This is a genomic window from Polaribacter sp. M10 (assembly GCF_054968445.1).
In genome coordinates, this window is record NZ_JBSSBG010000009.1 from 77,329 (window position 1) to 98,604 (window position 21,276).

21 protein-coding genes are annotated in these 21,276 nt (G+C 28.5%); 16 read left to right on the top strand and 5 right to left on the bottom strand.

Annotation, left to right across the window (positions count from 1 at the left end; translation table 11 throughout):
* Positions 1 to 36 precede the first annotated feature (36 nt).
* Both ACWYN7_RS10025 and ACWYN7_RS10030 read right to left on the bottom strand, forming a co-directional pair.
* The gene (locus ACWYN7_RS10025; protein ID WP_462859792.1) at positions 37 to 891 is read right to left on the bottom strand and encodes an alpha/beta fold hydrolase; all 855 of its coding nucleotides are present in this window, start codon (positions 889 to 891) and stop codon (positions 37 to 39) included.
* Between the two features lie 18 nt (positions 892 to 909).
* The gene (locus ACWYN7_RS10030) at positions 910 to 1,794 is read right to left on the bottom strand and encodes an alpha/beta hydrolase (RefSeq protein WP_462859793.1); all 885 of its coding nucleotides are present in this window, start codon (positions 1,792 to 1,794) and stop codon (positions 910 to 912) included.
* Between the two features lie 90 nt (positions 1,795 to 1,884).
* On the opposite strand from ACWYN7_RS10030, the gene priA reads away from it, so the two are divergent.
* On the top strand, positions 1,885 to 4,326 hold the full coding sequence (priA, locus tag ACWYN7_RS10035; RefSeq protein WP_462859851.1) for a replication restart helicase PriA: 2,442 nt from the start codon (positions 1,885 to 1,887) through the stop codon (positions 4,324 to 4,326).
* A 21-nt stretch (positions 4,327 to 4,347) separates the two neighbouring features.
* Here the strand turns inward: priA and ACWYN7_RS10040 are convergent, their stop codons facing one another.
* Positions 4,348 to 5,985, bottom strand: a complete 1,638-nt coding sequence (locus ACWYN7_RS10040; RefSeq protein ID WP_462859794.1) for a carboxypeptidase-like regulatory domain-containing protein — start codon at positions 5,983 to 5,985, stop codon at positions 4,348 to 4,350.
* 156 nt (positions 5,986 to 6,141) lie between these two features.
* On the opposite strand from ACWYN7_RS10040, the gene ACWYN7_RS10045 reads away from it, so the two are divergent.
* The 4 genes from ACWYN7_RS10045 to ald all read left to right on the top strand — a co-directional run bounded on the left by ACWYN7_RS10045 (position 6,142) and on the right by ald (position 9,993).
* On the top strand, positions 6,142 to 6,702 hold the full coding sequence (locus ACWYN7_RS10045) for an RNA polymerase sigma factor (RefSeq protein WP_462859796.1): 561 nt from the start codon (positions 6,142 to 6,144) through the stop codon (positions 6,700 to 6,702).
* Positions 6,689 to 7,486: a hypothetical protein gene (locus ACWYN7_RS10050; protein WP_462859797.1), complete on the top strand. Its 798-nt coding sequence runs from the start codon at positions 6,689 to 6,691 to the stop codon at positions 7,484 to 7,486. The genes ACWYN7_RS10045 and ACWYN7_RS10050 overlap by 14 nt, the downstream gene beginning before the upstream one ends.
* 112 nt (positions 7,487 to 7,598) lie before the next feature.
* Entirely contained in the window at positions 7,599 to 8,708 is a 1,110-nt protein-coding gene (locus tag ACWYN7_RS10055) for a hypothetical protein (protein ID WP_462859798.1), read from the top strand.
* A gap of 202 nt (positions 8,709 to 8,910) precedes the next feature.
* On the top strand, positions 8,911 to 9,993 hold the full coding sequence (gene ald / locus ACWYN7_RS10060; RefSeq protein WP_462859799.1) for an alanine dehydrogenase: 1,083 nt from the start codon (positions 8,911 to 8,913) through the stop codon (positions 9,991 to 9,993).
* Positions 9,994 to 10,024: 31 nt separating this feature from the next.
* Here ald and ACWYN7_RS10065 read toward each other — a convergent pair whose 3' ends face one another.
* A complete protein-coding gene (locus ACWYN7_RS10065; protein WP_462859800.1) occupies positions 10,025 to 10,939 on the bottom strand; it encodes a sterol desaturase family protein in 915 nt (304 codons plus the stop codon).
* A 126-nt stretch (positions 10,940 to 11,065) separates the two neighbouring features.
* Between ACWYN7_RS10065 and rpsF the strand changes: the two genes are divergently transcribed.
* From rpsF to ACWYN7_RS10120, 11 genes are all read left to right on the top strand, one after another.
* Positions 11,066 to 11,407, top strand: a complete 342-nt coding sequence (gene rpsF / locus ACWYN7_RS10070) for a 30S ribosomal protein S6 (protein WP_462859801.1) — start codon at positions 11,066 to 11,068, stop codon at positions 11,405 to 11,407.
* A gap of 3 nt (positions 11,408 to 11,410) precedes the next feature.
* The gene (gene rpsR, locus ACWYN7_RS10075; RefSeq protein ID WP_015480245.1) at positions 11,411 to 11,707 is read left to right on the top strand and encodes a 30S ribosomal protein S18; all 297 of its coding nucleotides are present in this window, start codon (positions 11,411 to 11,413) and stop codon (positions 11,705 to 11,707) included.
* A gap of 15 nt (positions 11,708 to 11,722) precedes the next feature.
* Positions 11,723 to 12,169: a 50S ribosomal protein L9 gene (gene rplI / locus ACWYN7_RS10080; RefSeq protein WP_462859802.1), complete on the top strand. Its 447-nt coding sequence runs from the start codon at positions 11,723 to 11,725 to the stop codon at positions 12,167 to 12,169.
* A 100-nt stretch (positions 12,170 to 12,269) separates the two neighbouring features.
* Positions 12,270 to 15,398 carry a TonB-dependent receptor gene (locus ACWYN7_RS10085; protein ID WP_462859803.1) on the top strand — a complete coding sequence of 1,043 codons (3,129 nt, stop codon included), beginning with the start codon at positions 12,270 to 12,272 and terminating at the stop codon, positions 15,396 to 15,398.
* Positions 15,399 to 15,460: 62 nt separating this feature from the next.
* Positions 15,461 to 15,928: a DUF6495 family protein gene (locus ACWYN7_RS10090; protein WP_462859804.1), complete on the top strand. Its 468-nt coding sequence runs from the start codon at positions 15,461 to 15,463 to the stop codon at positions 15,926 to 15,928.
* 144 nt (positions 15,929 to 16,072) lie between these two features.
* The gene (locus tag ACWYN7_RS10095) at positions 16,073 to 16,486 is read left to right on the top strand and encodes a response regulator (RefSeq protein WP_462859805.1); all 414 of its coding nucleotides are present in this window, start codon (positions 16,073 to 16,075) and stop codon (positions 16,484 to 16,486) included.
* Positions 16,487 to 16,712: 226 nt separating this feature from the next.
* Positions 16,713 to 17,852, top strand: coding sequence for an FIST signal transduction protein (locus ACWYN7_RS10100; RefSeq protein WP_462859807.1), 1,140 nt, complete (start codon positions 16,713 to 16,715; stop codon positions 17,850 to 17,852).
* Complete coding sequence (locus tag ACWYN7_RS10105) at positions 17,852 to 18,898, top strand: sensor histidine kinase (protein ID WP_462859808.1); 1,047 nt, start codon at positions 17,852 to 17,854, stop codon at positions 18,896 to 18,898. The genes ACWYN7_RS10100 and ACWYN7_RS10105 overlap by 1 nt, the downstream gene beginning before the upstream one ends.
* A 2-nt stretch (positions 18,899 to 18,900) precedes the next feature.
* Positions 18,901 to 19,224: an Hpt domain-containing protein gene (locus ACWYN7_RS10110; RefSeq protein ID WP_462859809.1), complete on the top strand. Its 324-nt coding sequence runs from the start codon at positions 18,901 to 18,903 to the stop codon at positions 19,222 to 19,224.
* 13 nt (positions 19,225 to 19,237) lie between these two features.
* Positions 19,238 to 19,942, top strand: a complete 705-nt coding sequence (locus tag ACWYN7_RS10115; protein WP_462859810.1) for a LytR/AlgR family response regulator transcription factor — start codon at positions 19,238 to 19,240, stop codon at positions 19,940 to 19,942.
* A gap of 292 nt (positions 19,943 to 20,234) precedes the next feature.
* Positions 20,235 to 20,510 (top strand): STAS domain-containing protein, encoded by a 276-nt coding sequence (locus ACWYN7_RS10120; RefSeq protein ID WP_462859811.1) that lies wholly within the window; start codon positions 20,235 to 20,237, stop codon positions 20,508 to 20,510.
* A 5-nt stretch (positions 20,511 to 20,515) separates the two neighbouring features.
* Here the strand turns inward: ACWYN7_RS10120 and ACWYN7_RS10125 are convergent, their stop codons facing one another.
* Complete coding sequence (locus ACWYN7_RS10125; protein ID WP_462859812.1) at positions 20,516 to 21,205, bottom strand: SIR2 family NAD-dependent protein deacylase; 690 nt, start codon at positions 21,203 to 21,205, stop codon at positions 20,516 to 20,518.
* Between the last annotated feature and the right edge of the window lie 71 nt (positions 21,206 to 21,276).

Here is a 21,276-nt window from a genome sequence, read left to right on the forward strand (position 1 = left end):
AGTTAATACTTGAGCTTTTTATTTGAATAAAAAAAATTAAGATTTTAAAATTAAATCGGTCAATTGTTTTGGCTGTTCTAACATTGGGTAGTGCCCACAATTTTCTATAAAATGAAGCGTGCTATTGTTAAATTGATCAGCAAATGAAATGGCTTCATTTTCATTAAAGATAACATCATTTTTACCCGAAATTATTTTTACAGGAAGTGTGTTTACTTGAGATGAGGTAAACCATCTATTCCATAATAATTTACTTTCTATCATGTAACTTGGTAAAAAATCGAGAATTTCTCTTCCGTTTTTATGTTCTATTATAGACCATTTTCCTTCAATTTCTTCTTCAGAAATCTTATCACCATCAAAGAAAAAATCTTTAATTTTCATTTTATAAAAAGGAAAAGAGATTAGCATCAATTTTATTTTTTGAGAAAATAACTCTAAAGGATGAATGCTACTATTCTCTATGTTTGATTGATTAAACGAAACTGTACTATTTAATATTATCAGTTTTTGTAAATCAATTTTTACAAAATTTAACCTTTGTCTTGTTAAAATTTCTAAAGCTATTTGTGTACTGATATTATGGCTTAAAAGTGTAATGTTTTCAAGTTCTAAAATTCGCCATAATTCAACGCAAACGTCTGCTTGTTCTTGTATGTTAATGTAATAGTTTTTAGGTTTATCAGAAAAACCAAATCCTAAAAAATCGTATAGAATAACTCTATAATGTTTGCTTAATTCTGGTAAAACTTTGTAATAATCTAAAGATGAAGTAGCATAGCCATGTAAAAGCACCAAAGTTTCTTTGCTATTACCTTCATCTATCACAAAAAGTTCTGTGTTTAATACAGAAACCATTTTTCCTTTCTTTGCCCATTCTTTTGCTTGCATTAAAATAATTTATAAAATTTAAAAAACGGGTTTATCTTGGTTTTGGTATTCAAAAACTAATTTTATCCAGCTATTTGGAGTTTCTATAATAGAATAATGTTTCACATTTTCTACCCAAACTAAATATTTACTAACATCTTCAGTAGCCAAAACAATAGCTATTTCTTTTACAGCAACAGGATCTGTTTTTTCCCAGAAAATTTTTACTGGTATTTTAGCTTCTTTTAAAGCGTTTGTCCATCTATGCCAATACGTGTAGCGCTCATTAATAAAATTACTTAAAAAGTGGACTTCTTTTTGCCCTTCACTAGAGTTTAATTGATTCCACATATCATTAATATCGTAATCTTTTTCAATTTGATAGTTGATATTATCTTTTTTGAATTTTCTTTTAATTTTACGATATCCGTAACTTGTAAGCCTAGAAATATATCTACCTAATTTTCTGTCTTTTAGTAGTTTGTCAATATTTCTTAAATGCAAATGTTCTAAGCGCATACTGCTGCTACACAGATACATTTTATGAATTCTAATCGGAATTAAATTGTTGTTTTTTCTGGCTAAAATTTCTTTGGCAATAGAAGTACCATAATCGTGAGCCAAAATAGATACACTTTTTAAACCTAATTTATGCCAAAGTTGCAAAGCAATATCTGCTTGGTCTATTAAAGAATAGGTTAAAGCATCAGGTTTGTCTGAAAAGCCAAAACCTAAATGATCATGTACAATAACTCTAAAGTGTTTGGTAAGTTCTGGTATTATTCTGTGATAATCGTAAGAAGAAGTGGGATAACCGTGTAAAATTACTAGAGTTCCAGGTTTATCGCCTTCATCAATAACAAAAATTTTTTTATTTTCTATGGTAACAAATTTACCTTTGTTTTTCCAGTTTTCAGCAGTCATTTTTTAGGGGGATTATTTGCTAAATTAATTTCCATAAAGGTACTATTTTTTCTTTAATTTTGATTTTTTAAATGTTAAAGGTTTTAAAATATTAATTACATAGACGTCATATTACCCATTCCAATTCAGAAAACTTTTACGTATTCTGTTACTGATGAAGAGTATACCTTTTTAAAAAAAGGAATGCGTGTAGCAGTATCTTTTGGCAAAACAAAGCTTTTTACAGCTTTGGTTTTCGATATACATCAAAATGCACCCACTTTATACGAAGCTAAAGATATTCATCAAATTTTAGATGATAAACCTTTGGTAAATGAATTGCAATTAAAACATTGGCAATGGATTGCAAATTATTATATGTGTAGTTTGGGTGATGTTTATAGAGCTTCTTTGCCTTCTGCATTTTTATTAGAAAGCGAAACAATTGTTTACAAAAACGAAGCTTTTAATGATGATAGCGAATTAGAAGATGACGAGTTTTTAATTTTTGAAGCTTTACAACATCAATCTCAATTAACCATTCATCAGGTTGCAGATATTTTAGGTAAGAAAAAAGTAATGCCCACAGTAAATGAGTTGATTAAAAAATCGGCCATTTACATTCAAGAAAAAATTTACGAACAATACAAACCCAAATTGGTAAAATACGTTCGTTTACATGCAGCTTATACTTCTGATGATGCTTTAAATTCTTTATTAGAAGAATTATCTAGAGCCAAAAAACAACGCCAAGCAGTTTTAACTTTTTTTCAATTAGCAACAACAAAAAAACCGATAAAAGCTAAAGATTTAGAAACAAAAGCAAACGTTTCATCAGCAGTTTTAAAATCTTTGGTAGATAAAAATATCTTTGAGTTTTACGAAATTCAAACAGATAGAATTAATTTTAAAGGCGATACAAATTCCCTTAAAACCTTAAATGAGTTTCAAGAAAAAGCCTTTAAAGAAATTAAAGAAACTTTTACTAAAAAAGATGTTACACTTTTACACGGAATTACAAGTTCTGGTAAAACTGAAATTTACACCAAATTAATTCAAGAGGTTTTAGATACGGGTAAACAGGTTTTGTTTTTACTACCAGAAATTGCTTTAACTACCCAAATTATAACTCGTTTGCAGTTTTATTTCGGAGAACAAATTTCTGTTTTTCATTCTAAATATTCAATGAACGAAAGAGTAGAAGTGTGGAATAATGTTTTAGAGAACAAAACAAAAGCACAAATTATTTTAGGAGCAAGATCATCAATTTTTCTTCCTTTTTCTAATTTAGGATTGATTGTTGTTGATGAAGAACATGAAACTTCTTACAAACAATTTGAGCCTTCACCAAGATATAATGCAAGAGACGCAGCCATTGTTTTGGCAAAAATGCATCGAGCAAAAATATTATTAGGTTCTGCAACTCCGTCTTTAGAAAGTTATTTTAATGCACAACAAAATAAATATGGTTTTGTAACATTAAATAGACGTCATGGAAATGTACAATTACCAAAAATTGAGTTGATAGACGTAAAAGACAAACAAAAGAAAAAAGAAATGAAAGGGCATTTTTCTGATCGTTTGTTAAAATTAATTCAAGAGGCTTTAGATGAAAAAGAACAAGTAATCTTGTTTCAAAATAGACGAGGTTATTCACCTGTTGTAGAATGTAAAACTTGTGGAGTAGCTCCACAATGTCCAAATTGTGATGTTAGTTTAACCTTTCATAAATTCAAACACGAATTGCGTTGCCATTATTGCAGTTATCAAAGAGCCATGCCAAATTCTTGCTCAGCTTGTGGTAGCAATACGTTAGATACCAAAGGTTTTGGTACAGAACAAATAGAGTTAGAGCTTAAAGAATTGTTCTCTGATTATAAAATTGGGAGAATGGATTTAGATACAACTCGTGGTAAATTCGGTTATCAAAAAATAATTGGTGCTTTCGAAGCCAGAGAAATTGATGTTTTAGTGGGTACACAAATGTTGTCTAAAGGATTAGATTTTGATAATGTTTCTTTGGTAGGTATTTTAAATGCAGACACCATGTTAAATTTTCCAGATTTTAGAGCGCATGAAAGAGCATATCAAATGATGGTGCAAGTTTCTGGTAGGGCAGGTAGAAATAAAAAACAAGGAAATGTGGCCATACAAACCTACAATCCTTATCATCAAATATTACAGCAAGTTTCTACTACAAATTATACAGAAATGTATAAAGAACAGTTGCAAGAACGTTGGCAATTTAAATATCCTCCTTATTATAGGTTGATTAAAATCACCCTAAAACACAGAGATTACAACAAAGTAGAAAGTGGCGTAAATTGGCTATTTAAAGCTTTGTACACGTCTTTTGGTGAGCATGTTTTAGGACCAACAGCACCTGCAGTAGCAAGAATTAGAAATCAGTATATAAAAAATATTGTGATTAAAATTCCGCCAAAACAAAGTTTAGCAAATACTAAAAATCAGGTTGCCAAGATTAGAAATACGTTTGAAGCTGTAAAAGATTTTAGACCTATTCGTTTTATTATTGATGTGGATGCGTATTAAAACATTAATCCGAAGAAATTTTTACAAATATTTTCTACTCAATCTTAATAATTGATTTTTGATGTTTTTATCAGTAAAATCGAATACTTCAATCTTTTTAGTCTGATTTTCTTTACCCCAATTATAGTAAGTTGTGATTTTAAAAGTAGTCGGTTTTTCTTGTTTATTGCCTAAATAGGTAAGGTTAACCAAGTAAAAACCAGGATTTAATTGATCAATAAAAACTTCTTTAGAAGTATAACCTTTTATTTTTTGACTTTTGATTAAACCTTTATTCTCTTTATACGAATTCTCAATTTTATAAGTTTCTAAATTAGGATTTACAAATTCTAGAATAAATTCTGCTTCTGTGCAATTCCATTCAAAAACAATTCTAACATCGCTTTCAATATTTTTATTCGGATTTTCGATCTTAATTTTCTTTCGTTTGTTATCGTTTTCGATATCTAAATTATATGCTGATATAATTTCGGAAGAAATTATTTCGCCAATATCATCTTCATCAATTTTATAACCTTTGTTTAAGTAATAATAATAGGTACTCCAAAACTCACTATATTCTTTCTGTTCTAAAAAAGCATTTGCTAAATCTCTAAAAGATTGACGATAATTGGGTCTTAATTTTACAATTTTTTTATAGATTTCTATGGCTTTATCATCTTCACCTATTTCTTGATATTTATATGCAATTGACTTTAAAAATTCTGGATTGTTATTCGCTTCTTCTTCAAATTTTGATACTATTTCTGATAAAAATGTATTCTCGAATTTTTTATCTTTAAAATATTTATAAATAATTGAGTAATAATTTTTAATGTTTTTATCCGTTTTGTAAGTTTTTGTAAATAATTCTAGTGCTTCTTTTTCTTTAGAAATTTTCTTGTATTTCTCTAAAAAAGGATATTGGTTTTTTATTTTCTTAATCTTTTTGGCATCATAACTGTAAAAATCATCCTCAGTAAAAAAATAATTATTAAAATCGATATTCTTTAATTCTTTATAATTTATGTTGGTAGTAACTCTAATAATTGGGTTCGTTTTTTCAGAATTAATGGCAATAACTTCATTTACTTCTGATATTAGAATAGGAAAAGGAATATCGAACTCATAATTATCAATGATCCAAACTGCAGAACCATTAAATTCCTTGCCTTTTAAATAGAGTGTTTCTTCTCCATATTTATTGTATTTTATGTAAAATATGGGAAGCTTTTCTACAATTGCTCTAGTTAATGAAGTAGCATATTTGTTTAAAGATTTTCCATCAATTTTAATAACTCCAAATTCAGGAGCATTTTCTCCAATATTAACATCACCCAATTTTGGGTTTGAGTTAAAGCTAAGTTTAGATGATTTATTTTCTACAATCATATCAATATTCAATGTTTTAGAAACATCTTCTATAATGATGTAAATTTTTAAAAATCCAGTATAACTATAACTTAAAGTTTCACCAATTTTAGCTTTAATACTATAAAAACCATTTTTATCAGAAACAGTATAACGCATTGTATTGTCTACAAAAATGGTAACATTAGAAAGTGCTTTGTCTTTATGTTTTATATAACCAGAAATTGTTTTTAAATTGGTATTATTGGTTGTCTGTCCAAAAACATAAAAAGGAATTAAAAGTAGAAATATAGCAAGTTTGTTTTTCATAGTTGTAATTACTTATAAAATATAAATGTATCAAATTTTATACCCATTTTCTGCAATCTTAAAATAAATTGATTTTTTTTTATCACCCAAAGCAACCTTTTTTAAAACTTTGTAGTCTCTATATTTGTAAGGCAATAAAAAACCAACTGAAGAGGCTTGAAAATTATAAAATTGCATAACCAAGAAAAATCGCTCATTAAAAAAGCGATGAATAACAATAGAGAAGCGCAACAACAATTGTTTGAGCAGCATTCGCCTAAAATGTTAGGGGTTTGTAGGCAGTATGTAAAAGATTTACATCATGCAGAAGATTTATTATTACAAGGTTTTTTAAAGGTTTTTAAAAACTTACACAGATTTAAACACGAAGGTAGTTTTGAAGGTTGGATAAGAAGAATTATGGTAAATACCTGTATTTCTTACCTCCGAAAAAAGAATCGAATTGATTTGTCTGACGAAGATTATGTTTTTAATGATGCAGCTACAGAAAGTTTAGAAAATACTTCTGTAGAAGATATTCAAAAACTAATAGATCAATTGCCAGAAGGTTATAAAATGGTATTTAATTTATTTGCCATAGAAGGTTACAAACATTCAGAAATAGCAGTGCAATTGGGCATTTCTGTAAGTACATCAAAATCGCAATTATTTAAAGCACGTAAATTATTGCAACAGAATTATATTAAAATGAATAAAGTTATTAATGAATACAAATAAAATAGATAAAAACGTTAAAGAAAAGTTCGAAAATAGAACTTTTAAGCCATCAGATTCTGCTTGGGAACGTTTGTCTGTACAACTAGATGAACAACCAAAACAAAAGAAATTTGGCTGGTTTTTTTATATAGGCGCAGCAGCAAGTATTTTGTTATTGGTTACTCTAGGAATCCAATTATTTTCTAATGATGCAGAAGAAATTACTCCAATAGAAACTGTAAAAACAAATCCTATTGATACAAGTACTATTGATAAAAAAATAGATCAATTAATTAATGAAATTCCTGCACAAGAAGCTTTAGTAAAGCAAAATGATACAAAAATTGAAAATCATAAAAACCTTGAAAAAGTAATTGTAAAGCAAGAAAAGTATCCACAGAAAAAAAATAACAATAAAACAAGTACAAAAGAACAAACTGTTATTGCTAAAGTTGATAAAGAAGTAGATAGTCAACCCAAAGATATTGTGATTCTTAAATCTAAAATTTTGGAACAAGATCCTAACAGCAGTATAAAAATAAATGCAGAAGATTTATTATATGCAGTAACACACAGTCCAAGAGAAGTAAAAGAATACTACGCAAAATATAATGTAAATAGAGAAGATGTTTTTAGAACGATTAAAAATGAGCTCAAAAAATCGAATCTAAAAGTAAATCCGAATACTATTTTAGCAGAAGTAGAACGTACTATAGATGATGATGATTTTCAGAATAATTTTATGAAATCATTAAAAAGAAGAGTATCAGACATTGCATCTGCAATTGCCAGTAGAAATGATTAAACCACAATTATTACAAATTTACGAAGTATTATTATTGACATAAACTACCTCAATAATACTTTATTCGCAATTCTAATTTAAAACAAAAACAAAACTTTAAAACCCATTAAAAATGAAAAGAATACTACTAATACTAGTGTTGTTATGTACAACAATTGCCCAATCTCAAGAAAAAACCTTTGAGAAAGAAGTAAGTAAAATATCAAAAAGAATAGAAAGAATTACCAAGCAACAAAAAGATTCTTTAAAAGAAAAAGTGATCGATATTGATAAAAAATTAGACAATGGAGAAATCACAATAACCACTGCAGAAACTTTAAAGAAAGAAGTTGCTGCATATCATGCAAGACGAATTGAAAAGTTAGTTGGCGAGCAAGAACGTTTGCTACAACTTTTAGTTCAAGATAAAACAAACGGAAAAATAGCTTCTTCTGAAGAAGAATCAATTACAAACGAAGACGAAGACAATACGTTTACTATTGGAAATAAAGTTTTTCGATTAAATATTTCTGAAGGAGATTTAGAAGAAAGAAACAATAGAAGAAAAGAAAGATGGGAACACAAAAACAAAAAACAACGCAGCACTACAACACAGTTTGTTTTTGCATTGGGTGTAAATAATGTTTTAAATGATAATAATTTTTCTTCTTTAAACGATTCTGAATATAAATTTTGGCAATCTCATTTTTACGAATTAGGTTGGACCTGGAAAACGCGTTTCTCTAGAAATCCTTCTAAATTATACTTTAAATATGGAGTTTCTTTCCTTTGGAACAACTTACGCTTAAAAGACAATAATATTCATATTAAAAATAATGATGTAACAGAAATTGTAGAATTTAGTAATCAATTGTCAGAAAGTAGATTACGTCATGTACAAATGAATTTTCCTATGCATTTAGAGTTAGATTTTTCTAAAAATAAAACCTATAATGATGGCAGAGTAAGAGATAGAACAAATAGAGGTGTACGTTTAGGAGTTGGTGGTTTTGTAGGTTTTAAGCTAGGTACAAGACAATATTTAGAATATAGAGACAATAGTAATATAGAAATTGAAGAAGTACAATATGACAATTTTAATATGAATACCATTAATTACGGATTAAGTGCGTATTTAGGTTATAGAGATACTAGCTTATACTTAAAATACGATTTAAATCCGTTGTTTAAAAATACCGAAACTAGAAACATTTCTATCGGATTACGTTTAGATTTGAATTAAAAACGCTTTAATTTACCTTTTTTGATTACATATTTTTATTAAAAAACATAAAATATTTAAAAAATATAATTAAAATTTATCATTTTATTATTCTGATGTTAAGATTATGCTTTTATCATAAAAATAACGATTTAAAACCTTTTTGTTTAAAATAAAACAAAAAGGTTTTAAATTTACACCATAATTATTTTGATAATATTAGATGATAATAGGGATACCTACAGAAATTAAAAATAACGAAAGCAGAGTTGGAATGACACCTGCTGGAGTTTTTGCATTAACAAAAGACAAACATACAGTATATGTACAATCTAATGCAGGTGCAGGTAGTGGTTTTTTCGATAAAGATTATGTTAGAGTAGGTGCTACAATCTTACCTACTATAGAAGATGTTTACAGTAAAAGTGATATGATTGTTAAGGTAAAAGAACCTATAGCAACAGAATATCCTTTAATTAAAGAAAATCAGATTGTTTTTACGTATTTTCATTTTGCTTCTAGTGAGTCTCTTACCAAAGCAATGTTAAAAAGTAAAGCCATTTGTATTGCTTACGAAACAGTAGAAGATGAAGATGGTAGTTTGCCTTTGCTAACACCAATGTCAGAAGTGGCAGGTAGAATGTCTATTCAACAAGGCGCAAAATATTTAGAAAAACCTATTAAAGGACGCGGAATTTTATTAGGTGGTGTGCCAGGTGTAAAACCAGGTAAAGTTTTGGTTTTAGGTGCTGGTGTTGTAGGTGTACAAGCTGCAAAAATGGCAGCAGGTTTAGGTGCACATGTTACTATTATGGATATTAATATGAAACGTTTACGTTATGTAAATGATGTATTGCCAAACCATGTTGTAACTGCTTTTTCTAGCGAATATAGTATTAGAGAACATATTAAAACACACGATTTAATTGTGGGTGGTGTTTTAGTAAAAGGAGGTAAAGCTCCTAAACTTATCACAAAAGATATGCTTAAAGAAATGCGTCCAGGAACTGTAGTGGTTGATGTAGCTGTAGATCAAGGAGGATGTTTCGAAACCACAAAAGCAACCACACATGAAGACCCTACATATATTATAGATGATGTAGTGCACTATTGTGTTGCAAATATGCCAGGTGCTGTACCTTATACATCTACAATGGCATTAACAAACGTTACACTTACTTACATTTTAAAAATAGCAAATCTAGGTTGGGAAAAAGCTTGCGAAGCAGATAAAACCCTAGCTAAAGGATTAAATATTGTAAATGGTAAAATAGTATATAAAGAATTAGAAGGTATTTTTGATTAATTATTTTTGGTTTTTATTGTAAAAAAGAGGTTTATGTGATGTTTACCTCTTTTTTCTTTTTATAAACTTTCTTTTCCCAGTTTTTTCTTAGATCTGTAGATAAAATTCCTGTTCCATCGTGTTTCCAACCAGGTGGTTTTAGTAAATATTTTAATCTATTTTTAAGCGATGTTTTAGAAGAATAAAAATCTTTAAACATATTTGTCCATTCTAAAAATGCAATTTTTATAGGATTATAGGTTTCTATGTTTTTTACCAATCCATAAACAGGTTTTTCAACTTCGGGTTCAAAAGTGCCAAAAAGTTTATCCCAAATAATAAAAATACCAGCATGATTTCTGTCTAAATATTGTGCATTTGTTGCATGATGAACTCTATGATGACTTGGTGTGTTAAAAATGGCTTCGAACCATTTTGGCATTTTATCAATCATTTCTGTATGTATCCAATATTGATAAATTAAACTAATAGACATTTGTACAATTACCATTACTGGATGAAAGCCGATTAAAACTAAAGGTAACCAAAAGATAAAAGTGTAAAAACTACCTGTCCAAGTTTGTCTTAAAGCAGTACTTAAATTGTATTTTTTTGATGAATGATGTATTACATGACTTGCCCAAAACAATCTGCATTCGTGCGCAATTCTATGATTCCAGTAATAACAAAAATCTTCGGCAAACAAAATTAAGATCCAAGACCACCATGTAAATTCAATTGTAAATAATCGATATTGATATAAAAATAAAAAACAAGTTAAAATAACACCTTTGGTAAAAAGGCCTACAAAAACATTACCCAAACCCATTAATATTGATGTGCCAGCGTCTTTATATTCATATTCTTCTTGCTTAACTTTTACAGTTAAAATTATTTCTAGTAAAACTGTTGCAGCAAAAAAAGGAATTGCATAATGAATTAAATCGGGTATTTCAGGTATTTCCATTTTTTTAAAATTAGAAGAGTAATTTAAGGTTTTAAAAATAAGAATTTTAAAACATAAAAAAGATGCTGTAAATACAAAAAAGTTACTATATTTGCACCCTTAAAATTAAACAATAAATTTTTAATTATGAATCATTACGAAACTGTTTTCATTTTGAATCCCGTTTTATCTGATACTCAGATAAAGGAAACAGTACAAAAGTTTGAGGACTATTTGGTTTCTAAAGGTGCCGAAATGATTTCTAAAGAAGATTGGGGCTTAAAAAAATTAGCTTATCCAATCCAAAAGAAAAAAAGTGGTTTTTATCACTTATTTGAGTACAAAGTAGCTGGAGAAGAAATTGCTGCATTTGAGTTAGAATTTAGAAGAGATGATAGCGTTATGCGTTACCTTTCTGTTAGATTAGACAAACATGCTGCAGCTTGGGCAAAAGTTAGAAGTGAAAGAGTTAAATCTTCAAAAAAATAAGAAATGGCATCAATAGAACAACAAGCAAAAGGTGGTAAATCTGCTGACGTTAGATATTTAACGCCATTAGATATAGAAACTAAAAAAGAAGCTAAATACTGTAGATTTAAGAAAAAAGGCATCAAATATATCGATTATAAAGATGCAGATTTCTTAATGTATTTAGTAAACGAACAAGGTAAAATTTTACCAAGACGTTTAACAGGAACATCATTAAAATATCAACGTAAAGTTGCACAAGCAATTAAAAGAGCGCGTCATTTAGCGTTAATGCCTTACGTTGGTGATATGTTAAAATAATAAATACCTAGAGAAATGGAATTGATATTAAGACAAGACGTAGAAAATTTAGGATTTAAAGATGATGTTGTATCTGTTAAAAACGGTTATGGTAGAAACTTTTTAATCCCAACAGGGCAAGCTGTTTTAGCAACTTCTTCTGCAAAGAAAGTTTTAGCAGAGAACTTAAAACAACGTGCATACAAAGAAGCTAAATTAATTGAAGATGCTAACGCAATTGCAGAAACAATTAAAGGTTACGAAATTAAAATAGCATCTAAAACAGGTTCAGGAGACAAATTATTTGGTTCTGTTAACAACATAGATTTAGCTGCTGCTTTAACAAAAGCTGGTACAGAAATCGACAAGAAATTTATTAAAGTTGTTGGTGGTTCTGTAAAAAGATTAGGTAAATACGAAGCTTCTGTAAGATTACACAGAGCTGTAGTTGCAGATATTACTTTTGAAGTAGTTGCAGAATAGTTACAAAATTGTTAACTATTTGTTAAAAAATAAACACTTGCTTACAAGCAAGTGTTTTTTTTTGCCTTATTTTTGCATCGAATTCAAATCACAATAAAAAATGAAAAAAACTTTACTTTTAGTATTTGCTTTAATTTTACTAGTAACAAGCTATTCCAATGCACAGGTTACTACTTCTAAAATTAAAGGTTTAGTTACAGATAATACTGGAGAGCCACTTTTTGGGGCATCCATTTCAGTATTGCATGAGCCAACAGGAACTTTAACAGGAACTACAGCACAAGAGAATGGTAGATTTACCGTTTTAAACTTAAGAGTTGGAGGACCTTATAAAATTACCTTTAGTTATTTAGGTTTTAAACCTCAAGTAGTGGATAACGTTTTTTTACTTTTGGGTAAAACTACAATTATTAATGGTAAATTGGTAGAAGAAGGCCAAGCTTTAGATGAAATTGTAATATCATCATCTAAAAATAAAACCTTTAATAGCGATAGAACTGGAGCACAAACAAGTGTTTCTGCAACTCAATTAAAAGTATTACCAACGATATCAAGATCTGCTTCAGACTTTACACGTTTAGAGCCATCTTCTAGCGGAAACTCTTTTGGAGGTAGAAACGATCAGTTTAATAACTTTTCTTTAGACGGAGCTATTTTTAACAACCCATTTGGTTTAGATGCTCCAACTCCTGGGGGTCAAACTGGTTCTCAACCAATTTCTTTAGATGCAATAGATCAAATATCGGTTTCAACTGCACCTTATGATGTAACTTTATCTGGTTTTACAGGTGCTTCTGTAAATGCTGTTACCAAAAGTGGTACAAACGAATTTAAAGGAACTGTTTATGGTTTTTATAGAAATGAAGACTTAACAGGTAGTAAAGTAAATGGCGATAAAATATTTGTGCCAGAATTATCTCAAAGTCAAGTAGGTTTTAGTATTGGTGGTCCAATAATTAAAGATAAGTTATTTTTCTTTGCCAATTTTGAGAAAGACGAACGTAAAGATTTAGGACAGAGTTGGGTAGCAAATACAGGCTCTGGAGCAATTAATGAATCTAGAGTTTTAGAACAAGATTTAATCGATGTTAGAGATGCTTTATTAGGTATAGGTTACGATCCTGGTACTTACGAAGGTTATACACATCAAACAGAATCTACAAAAGGTATTTTAAAATTAGATTGGAATATAAATGATAACAATCGTTTAGCTTTTATCTATAATTTTTTAGATGCATCTAAAGACAAACCAGCTCATCCAACAGCAATTAATAGAAGAGGTCCAGATTTTAACACATTACAATTCGAAAATTCTGGATACAGAATCAATAACATATTAAATTCTTTTCAGTTAGAGGTAAATTCAACTTTATCTGATAATGTATCAAATAAATTGCAAGTAGGTTATTCTCATTTCGAAGACTCAAGAGATCCATTTTCTGCTCCTGCTCCAGTAATCAACATTTATAAAAACGGATCACCATATATTATTGCTGGTCACGAACCATTTTCTATCAATAATAAGTTAGATCAGAAAGTTATTCAAATAACCAATAATATGAACTTTTTTCAAGGAAATCATACTTATACAGTAGGTTTTTCTTTTGAAAAATTTATGTTCGAAAACTCATTTAATTTAAAAGGTTATGGTTTTGATGTTTTTGGTAGCGTAGATATTAATGATTTTGATGCAAGTAATTATGCTGATGCTTTAGCGGCTGCTCAAAGTACTTTTAACTCTAGAAATGCTTTAGGAGATGGTGTTGATGGAGGTTGGAATTTAGCTGAAATGAACTTTGGTCAATTGGCATTTTATGTTCAAGATGAGTGGGAAGTAAGCAACAATTTTAAATTAACTTACGGTGTAAGATTCGATAAACCTTTATTTTTTAATACTTCTGAATTAGCTCAAAAATTTATTGATACAGAAAATTCAGAGTGGTTTGTACCAGGTATTGAATATTATGATCCAGCAGATGGAGAAGCTTACGTTTTCGATTCTACAGAAATGCCTTCTAATCAATGGTTAATATCACCAAGAGTTGGTTTTAATTGGGATGCTTATGGAGATGCTAGTTTACAAATAAGAGGAGGTACAGGCTTATTTACAGGTCGTTTACCTTTTGTTTGGATTGGTAATCAAGTAAGTGGTTCTGATGTTTTCTTTTATCAAGTTGTAGACCCAGACTTTAAATTTCCACAAGTTTGGAGAACAAATATTGGGGTAGATAAGCGTTTAGAAAATGGTTTAGTATTAACTACAGATATCTCTTATACAAAAGATATAAATGGAGTGCACGTACAAAACTGGGGATTAAAATCACCAACAGGTACTTTATCAGGAGTTGATAATAGACCAATTTATTTAGCAGAAGACCATGCAACATCATTTTTAGGAAATGCAAATGCTTATACTTTAACAAATTCTGATAAAGGTAGAATCTGGAATGCTACTTTTAAAGCGCAAAAAACTTTTAACGATGGTTTGTATACAAGTTTAGCGTATAATTACTTAAACGCAAAAGATGTAAACTCAATCGAAGCAGAAATTACAGGAGATGCATTTGCATTTAACCCAGCTTTAAATAATGTAAATGACGAGCAATTAAGCTATTCTAAATACGGTGATACACATCGTTTTATTGGTGTGGCTAGTAAAAAATGGACATATGGTACAGAAGATAAATGGGCAACTACGTTAACTGCATTTTTTGAGTATGCACAAGGTGGTCGTTTTAACTATACTTATGGTGGAGATATTAATGGTGATGGAGCTTTTGGTAACGACTTAATTTACATACCAACTTCTAGTGAAATTTCTCAAATGCAATTTTCTGCAGCTGGTCAAGGAGATGCTTTTGATGCTTTTATAGCTCAAGATGATTATTTAAGTGGAAGAAGAGGACAATATGCAGAAAGATATGGAGCTTTAGCACCTTGGAGAGGTAGATGGGATATTAAATTTTTACAAGACTTAAATATAAACGTTGGTAATGGTAAAACCAATACCATTCAATTTAGTGTAGATATTTTAAACTTTGGTAACTTATTAAGCTCTAAATGGGGTTTAATTCAACAACCAAACAGTGTACAACCAATTGGTGTTAGTTTTGATGCTGCTGGTGCACCTGTTTATACTTTTGATGGTACACAAACAAGTACATTTGGATATTCTTCAAATTTAGATTCTCGTTGGCAAGCGCAAGTTGGTTTACGTTATATTTTCTAAAAGAATAAAAAATTAAGATATTTGAACCGCCCAATTTTGGGCGGTTTTTTTATAAAAAAAATATGAAATACAGACAACTCACCAAAGAACAATTTGAAAGCTTAAATAGCGAATTTGCGCACTTTTTAGCTACACAAAGTATAGATGTAAAAGAATGGAATTTAATTAAAGAGGAAAAACCTAATTTAGCGGAAGAAGAGATGAATATTTTTTCTGATATTGTTTGGGATGATGTGTTAAACAAAACAAAATATGTAGAACATTTTTCAAAAAAATCGGCAAATTTATTTAAATGCGATGAAGCCGAAATCCATAGAATTGCAATCAAAATAAATTGGGATATCAATTTATTAGAACAAAAAGGTTTTGAATGGTTATTGCAAAATCCTTTGGATAATTCTGTAGAAATTTTTAAAGGTGCTAAACCTTATAATTTTGAAAGAAATAAAGAAATTTTCGAATTGATAGAAAAAGGTAGCTCAATCTCTAAAGGAGAAATATTTGAATATTTTAATCAATTAATCAACTAATCTTTTAATAATGTAAAATAACAGTTTATCGATACTTTTTTGTATTTTAACCAAACTTATTTACCTTTAAACACACAAAACTGCAAAAAATCAAAAGTTTAGACTTATTTTGTAAAGTAAATCTAGGTAATTCTAAAATCTGAAATGGAAAACATATTAAAAGTTTTATTAGTTGAAGATAATTTAATTGAAATAATGAAAATGAAAAGAACCATTTCGTTATTAAAATTAAAGCATACGATCTATGAAGCTAAAAATGGAGAAGAAGCCCTTCAGCTTTTAGAAGATAGATCCAATATTCCAGATATTATTCTTTTAGACCTAAACATGCCTAAAATTAATGGAATTGAGTTTTTAAAAATTATTAAGGCAAATGATGATTTAAAACACATTCCTACCATTATTTTAACAACATCCAGTAATCAAAAAGATTTGTTAGAATGTTATAGAACGGGTATGTCTGGTTATGTTTTAAAACCGTTAAAATACGAAGACTACGTTAAAAAAATCGAAACAGTTTTAGCTTATTGGAGTGTAAATGAATTAAGAAAATTATAGTTTTTCTTTCTTTAGGTTTACAATAATTAGTGATAAGAATTTGGTTTATAAACGTTTCTGAATTCAGAAATTATTACTTTAAAATAAATTTAAGGTTATTTTATAATCTTAATTATTTTTATGTTAAATTGTTATAAATATTGTAAATTTAACGTAATTAAAACTTGTATGGCATAAATCAATTTTTATCAATTAATTTATTTCTACTTTCAAAAAAAAATAAGAAATGAAAACTGTACAATTAAAAAAAAGTAAAAATGATAAATTAACCTATTTATCCGAAAAAATTAATTTAAAAGAACCTTTAGTACTAGTTTTTGGAAATAGATTTATGTTGCAAGATAAAAATATCTACAACGAAATTAGAGAAGTTTTTAAAGACGGACATATTGTGTTTGGTTCAACTGCAGGAGACATTACTTCAGAAGCTGTAGAAGACGAAACCATTGCCATAACAGCCATAGAATTCGAGAAAAGTACATTTTCAATCAGTACAACCAATGTTTTAAATTCTGATATTAAAATTGATAGTTTTAGTACAGGTAAGGAATTAATACAGCAATTACCACAAGAAAACTTAAAATATGTTTTTGTTGTTTCTGATGGAAGTTTTATAAACGGAAGTCAGTTAACAAAAGGAATGAATGCAGCTACACAAGATAATTTGCTAATTACAGGAGCGCTTTGTGGAGATGGATCTCGATTCGAAAAAACATTAACTTCTTATAACGAATTGCCAAAAGAAGGTAAAATTGTTGCCATTGGTCTGTATGGAGAATCTTTAGAAGTAACCTTTGCCACTAAAGGAGGTTGGACACCCTTTGGACCTGAAAGAATTGTAACCAAAGCAGAAGACAATATTTTATTTGAATTAGATGGTAAACCAGCTTTAGATTTATACAAAACTTATTTAGGCGAAAAAAGTAAAGAATTACCTGGTGCAGCTTTATTGTATCCTTTAAAAGTAAAGTCGTCAGACGAAACAAAATCTATTGTTAGAACTATTCTTAATATCAACGAAGAAAAAAATTCTGTAATATTAGCAGGTGATATAAAAGAAGGATCTAGAGTGCAATTAATGATGACTAATGTAGATAGTATTGTAAATGCTGCAGAAGTAGGAGCAGTTAAAGCTCTTGAACATAGAAATAAGAAACCCGAATTAGCAATTTTAATCAGTTGTATTGGTAGAAAATTAGTTTTAGACCAAAGAGTGGAAGAAGAAGTAGAAGAAGTAATAGAAGTTGTTGGCAAAGAAGCTACAGTGTGTGGTTTATATTCTTATGGAGAAATAGCACCATTTAATGAAGAAATAAATTGTCAATTACACAATCAAACCATGGCTATTACTTTAATAAGTGAATAATGAACTCCCTCTTAAAAAGACAATTAAGAAAATATTTACCCAAAGAATTGCAATCTAATAAAGACTTAGAACCTTTTTTAGATGCAGTAAATAGGTCTTACATTACTTCAGACGATCAATTTGCAATGTTGCAAAGAGCAGCATCTATTAGTTCAGAAGAACTTTATCAGTCTAATAAAAAATTAAGAGAAGAAACAGAATCGCAAAAAGAAATTATTTCTAAGTTAAATAATGTAATCAATAATTTAAAATTTTACGAACTAGATGAAGTAAAAAATATCGAAAGTTCAGATTCTTTAAAACTTGTCGATTTAATCGATAACCAAACTAAAGAGATTATTGAAATTAATAAACAAAAAGACAAATTAGTAGCTAGTTTAGAGCAACAAAATAGAGAGCTGAATGATTATGCTCACATGGTTTCACATGATTTAAAATCTCCATTGCAAAGTATAGATGCCTTAACAAATTGGATTAAAGAAGATTATTTTGATAATTTAGGTGAAGGAGGTAGAGAAATTGTTAATTTAATACAAGAAAGTGTAGAAAAAATGGATACCTTAATTAAAGGAATCTTACAATATTCTACCATAGGTAAAGTAGAAAAAAAACGCTACAAAATTGATTTAAATTGTCTTTTAGAAGATTTAATTTTAGCCATAGATAATCCTGATAATATAGATATATATATTCCACAAATACTGCCTCACATTTATGGAGATCAACATAGAATAGAACTATTATTTTATCACTTAATCAGTAATGCCATAAATTTTAACGATAAAGGAGCCCAAGGTTTAGTAGAAATACTTTATTCTGATGAAGGAGATTATTGGAAATTTAAAATAAAAGATAATGGCAAAGGTATAGCAGAAAAATATTTTGATACCATTTTTATAGCATTCCAGAAATTAGAAAATAATTATAAATCTACAGGTATAGGTTTATCAATTGTAAAAAAAATTGTAGAAGCTTACAAAGGTAAAATAGTCATAGAATCATTGGCTGGTAAAGGAACAACCTTTATCTTTACGTTAAAAAAATAGCTATGGAAAAACCCAACTTAGATTACATCGAAAAATTAGCCAGAGGAGACGAATCTATAAAAAATACACTCCTAGAAGTTATAAAATCAGAATTTCCAGACGAAAAGAAAGCCTATTTAAATAGTATCAAAAAAAAAGATTTTAAAGAAATAGAAGATAATGTTCATCGAATTAAACATAAATTTAGTATTTTGGGACTCGAAAAGAGTTACAATAATGCTAATGATTTTGAGAAAAATCTACGTGAACATAATTTAGATACTATGCAGAAAGAACATTTTGACCAAACATTATTAGACATCTCTTTATTTTTGAAAACAATTTAGACGTCTTTTCCCCATGGATTGTATTGTTATTGATGATGAACAAATGGCAAGAGTCATTATAAAAACTCTTTGTAATGAAATTAAAACTTTAAATCTTGTTAAAGAATTTTCTGGCGCAATTGAAGCCATGAAATATCTAAACGAAAATACTGTAGATTTAATTTTTTTAGATATACATATGCCAAATTTTAGTGGTTTAGACTTTATAAAAACACTAAAAAATCCACCAAAAATAATTTTTACAACTTCCGATCCAAAATTTGCGATTGAAGCATTCGAATTCGATTTTATAGCAGATTATCTTCTAAAACCAATAGAGTTACCTCGATTTGAAAAAGCGATAAAAAAAGCACAAAAACTGCAGTTAGACGATGTTAAAGAAGCACCTAAAAAAGAGGTAAGTGTTAAAAATGATTTTTATGTAAACATAGATCGAAGGTTAATAAAGATTGATTTGTCTAGTATTTATTTAATTAAAGCAAAAGGAGATTATATCGATATTAAAACCGAAGATAAAAATTACGTAGTGCATTCTACTTTAAAAAAGATAGAAGAAAAATTACCAGATTCTTTATTTTTAAAAGTACATCGTTCTTACATTATTAACGTAAAAAAAATTATCGATATCGAAGATAATAGTGTTTTAATTAAAAAAGATGTGGTGCCTGTAAGTAGGTCTAACAGACCAGAGTTAATGAAAAGATTAGATTTACTCTAGTTTATTTATCGCTTGTAAATAAGCATTCATCGAACATTTTTATAGCTATAGCGTTTTTTCTACTAGTAAAATTCATAAAAAAGTAAGTTTATATTATGTTATTGTATTTTATTTGTAAAATATTAACATTATTTTAGTATTTTTAAAAGTATTATTCAAGATTTAGTTCTAATGTTTTAGTTTTTATAAAATTTAAAAACGAACTACTGTTTTAAAGGTTTTAAAAATGTTAAGAAAATAAAATAGTTACAAATGTGATATAATAATTAAGTTAACCCCAAAATTTTACTTTATGATGACGCTAAAAATTCTTAAGCAAAAAAATGTTTATCACTTAAAAGGAAAAGTGAATACCCTAAATGTGCCTAAATTCTTAAAATATTTTACTTCAAAAATTAACAAAAAAGCAAAAATTACTGTAAACATCCAAGAGGCTAATGAAATTGATAAAAATGGATTGCATGCAATTCAGCAATTAATGATTTTAGCAAATTCTAAAAACAAAAACTTTACTATAATTGGTAGTGGCTGCAAAGAAATTTACGATCACTTTCAACAAGCTAGTTAATACGTTTAAGCGTTAACTTTTAGTAACTCAATTAATTGATCAGTACCTGAACTAGCAACATCATTAATAATTGTAAGGTTATTAAAATCGATTTCAGAAACTGATGGTTTTGGATCTATAAAATAAATAGGGATATTTTGCTGTGCGTAATTTATTAAACTCGCTGCAGGATATACTTGCATAGAAGTACCTATAATTACCAAAATATCTGCTGTTTCAGTAATTTCTATGGCTTTATTTAACATTGGTACCATTTCTCCAAACCAAACAATATGAGGTCTTAATTGGCTATTGTTTATGCATAAATCACCTACAAATAAATCTTTATGCCAATCTAAAACAAAAGATTCGTCTGCTGTACTTCTAACTTTTAAGAGTTCGCCATGCAAATGAACAACTTTAGAACTACCTGCTTTTTCGTGTAAATTATCTACATTTTGAGTAATGATTTCTACGTCAAAAAACTGTTCTAGTTCAGCCAAATTAAAATGCGCTTTATTTGGTTTTACTGTTAACAACTGTTTTCTTCTTTTATTGTAAAAATCTAAAACCAATTCAGGATTTGTAGCAAAACCTTGTGGAGAGGCAACTTCCATAACATCATGACCTTCCCATAAACCATCTGCATCTCTAAAAGTTTGTATACCACTTTCTGCTGAAATGCCTGCACCTGTTAATACAACAATTTTTTTCATTCACTATATTTTAAGTTTTATAAAAAAGACTAATCCCACTAAAATAAAAATAAAATTGTTATTTTGTGTTT

Excerpts from the sequence above, each read along its gene's own strand:
- ACWYN7_RS10100 (WP_462859807.1), top strand. The coding sequence starts at position 16,713 with ATGAAAACTGTACAATTAAAAAAAAGTAAAAATGATAAATTAACCTAT.
- ACWYN7_RS10085 (WP_462859803.1), top strand. The coding sequence starts at position 12,270 with ATGAAAAAAACTTTACTTTTAGTATTTGCTTTAATTTTACTAGTAACA.
- ACWYN7_RS10115 (WP_462859810.1), top strand. The coding sequence starts at position 19,238 with ATGGATTGTATTGTTATTGATGATGAACAAATGGCAAGAGTCATTATA.
- ACWYN7_RS10030 (WP_462859793.1), bottom strand. The coding sequence starts at position 1,794 with ATGACTGCTGAAAACTGGAAAAACAAAGGTAAATTTGTTACCATAGAA.
- rpsF (WP_462859801.1), top strand. The coding sequence starts at position 11,066 with ATGAATCATTACGAAACTGTTTTCATTTTGAATCCCGTTTTATCTGAT.
- ACWYN7_RS10025 (WP_462859792.1), bottom strand. The coding sequence starts at position 891 with ATGCAAGCAAAAGAATGGGCAAAGAAAGGAAAAATGGTTTCTGTATTA.
- ACWYN7_RS10110 (WP_462859809.1), top strand. The coding sequence starts at position 18,901 with ATGGAAAAACCCAACTTAGATTACATCGAAAAATTAGCCAGAGGAGAC.
- ACWYN7_RS10125 (WP_462859812.1), bottom strand. The coding sequence starts at position 21,205 with ATGAAAAAAATTGTTGTATTAACAGGTGCAGGCATTTCAGCAGAAAGT.
- ACWYN7_RS10055 (WP_462859798.1), top strand. The coding sequence starts at position 7,599 with ATGAAAAGAATACTACTAATACTAGTGTTGTTATGTACAACAATTGCC.
- ald (WP_462859799.1), top strand. The coding sequence starts at position 8,911 with ATGATAATAGGGATACCTACAGAAATTAAAAATAACGAAAGCAGAGTT.
- ACWYN7_RS10090 (WP_462859804.1), top strand. The coding sequence starts at position 15,461 with ATGAAATACAGACAACTCACCAAAGAACAATTTGAAAGCTTAAATAGC.
- rplI (WP_462859802.1), top strand. The coding sequence starts at position 11,723 with ATGGAATTGATATTAAGACAAGACGTAGAAAATTTAGGATTTAAAGAT.
- ACWYN7_RS10095 (WP_462859805.1), top strand. The coding sequence starts at position 16,073 with ATGGAAAACATATTAAAAGTTTTATTAGTTGAAGATAATTTAATTGAA.
- ACWYN7_RS10105 (WP_462859808.1), top strand. The coding sequence starts at position 17,852 with ATGAACTCCCTCTTAAAAAGACAATTAAGAAAATATTTACCCAAAGAA.
- ACWYN7_RS10040 (WP_462859794.1), bottom strand. The coding sequence starts at position 5,985 with ATGAAAAACAAACTTGCTATATTTCTACTTTTAATTCCTTTTTATGTT.
- ACWYN7_RS10050 (WP_462859797.1), top strand. The coding sequence starts at position 6,689 with ATGAATACAAATAAAATAGATAAAAACGTTAAAGAAAAGTTCGAAAAT.
- rpsR (WP_015480245.1), top strand. The coding sequence starts at position 11,411 with ATGGCATCAATAGAACAACAAGCAAAAGGTGGTAAATCTGCTGACGTT.
- ACWYN7_RS10065 (WP_462859800.1), bottom strand. The coding sequence starts at position 10,939 with ATGGAAATACCTGAAATACCCGATTTAATTCATTATGCAATTCCTTTT.
- ACWYN7_RS10120 (WP_462859811.1), top strand. The coding sequence starts at position 20,235 with ATGATGACGCTAAAAATTCTTAAGCAAAAAAATGTTTATCACTTAAAA.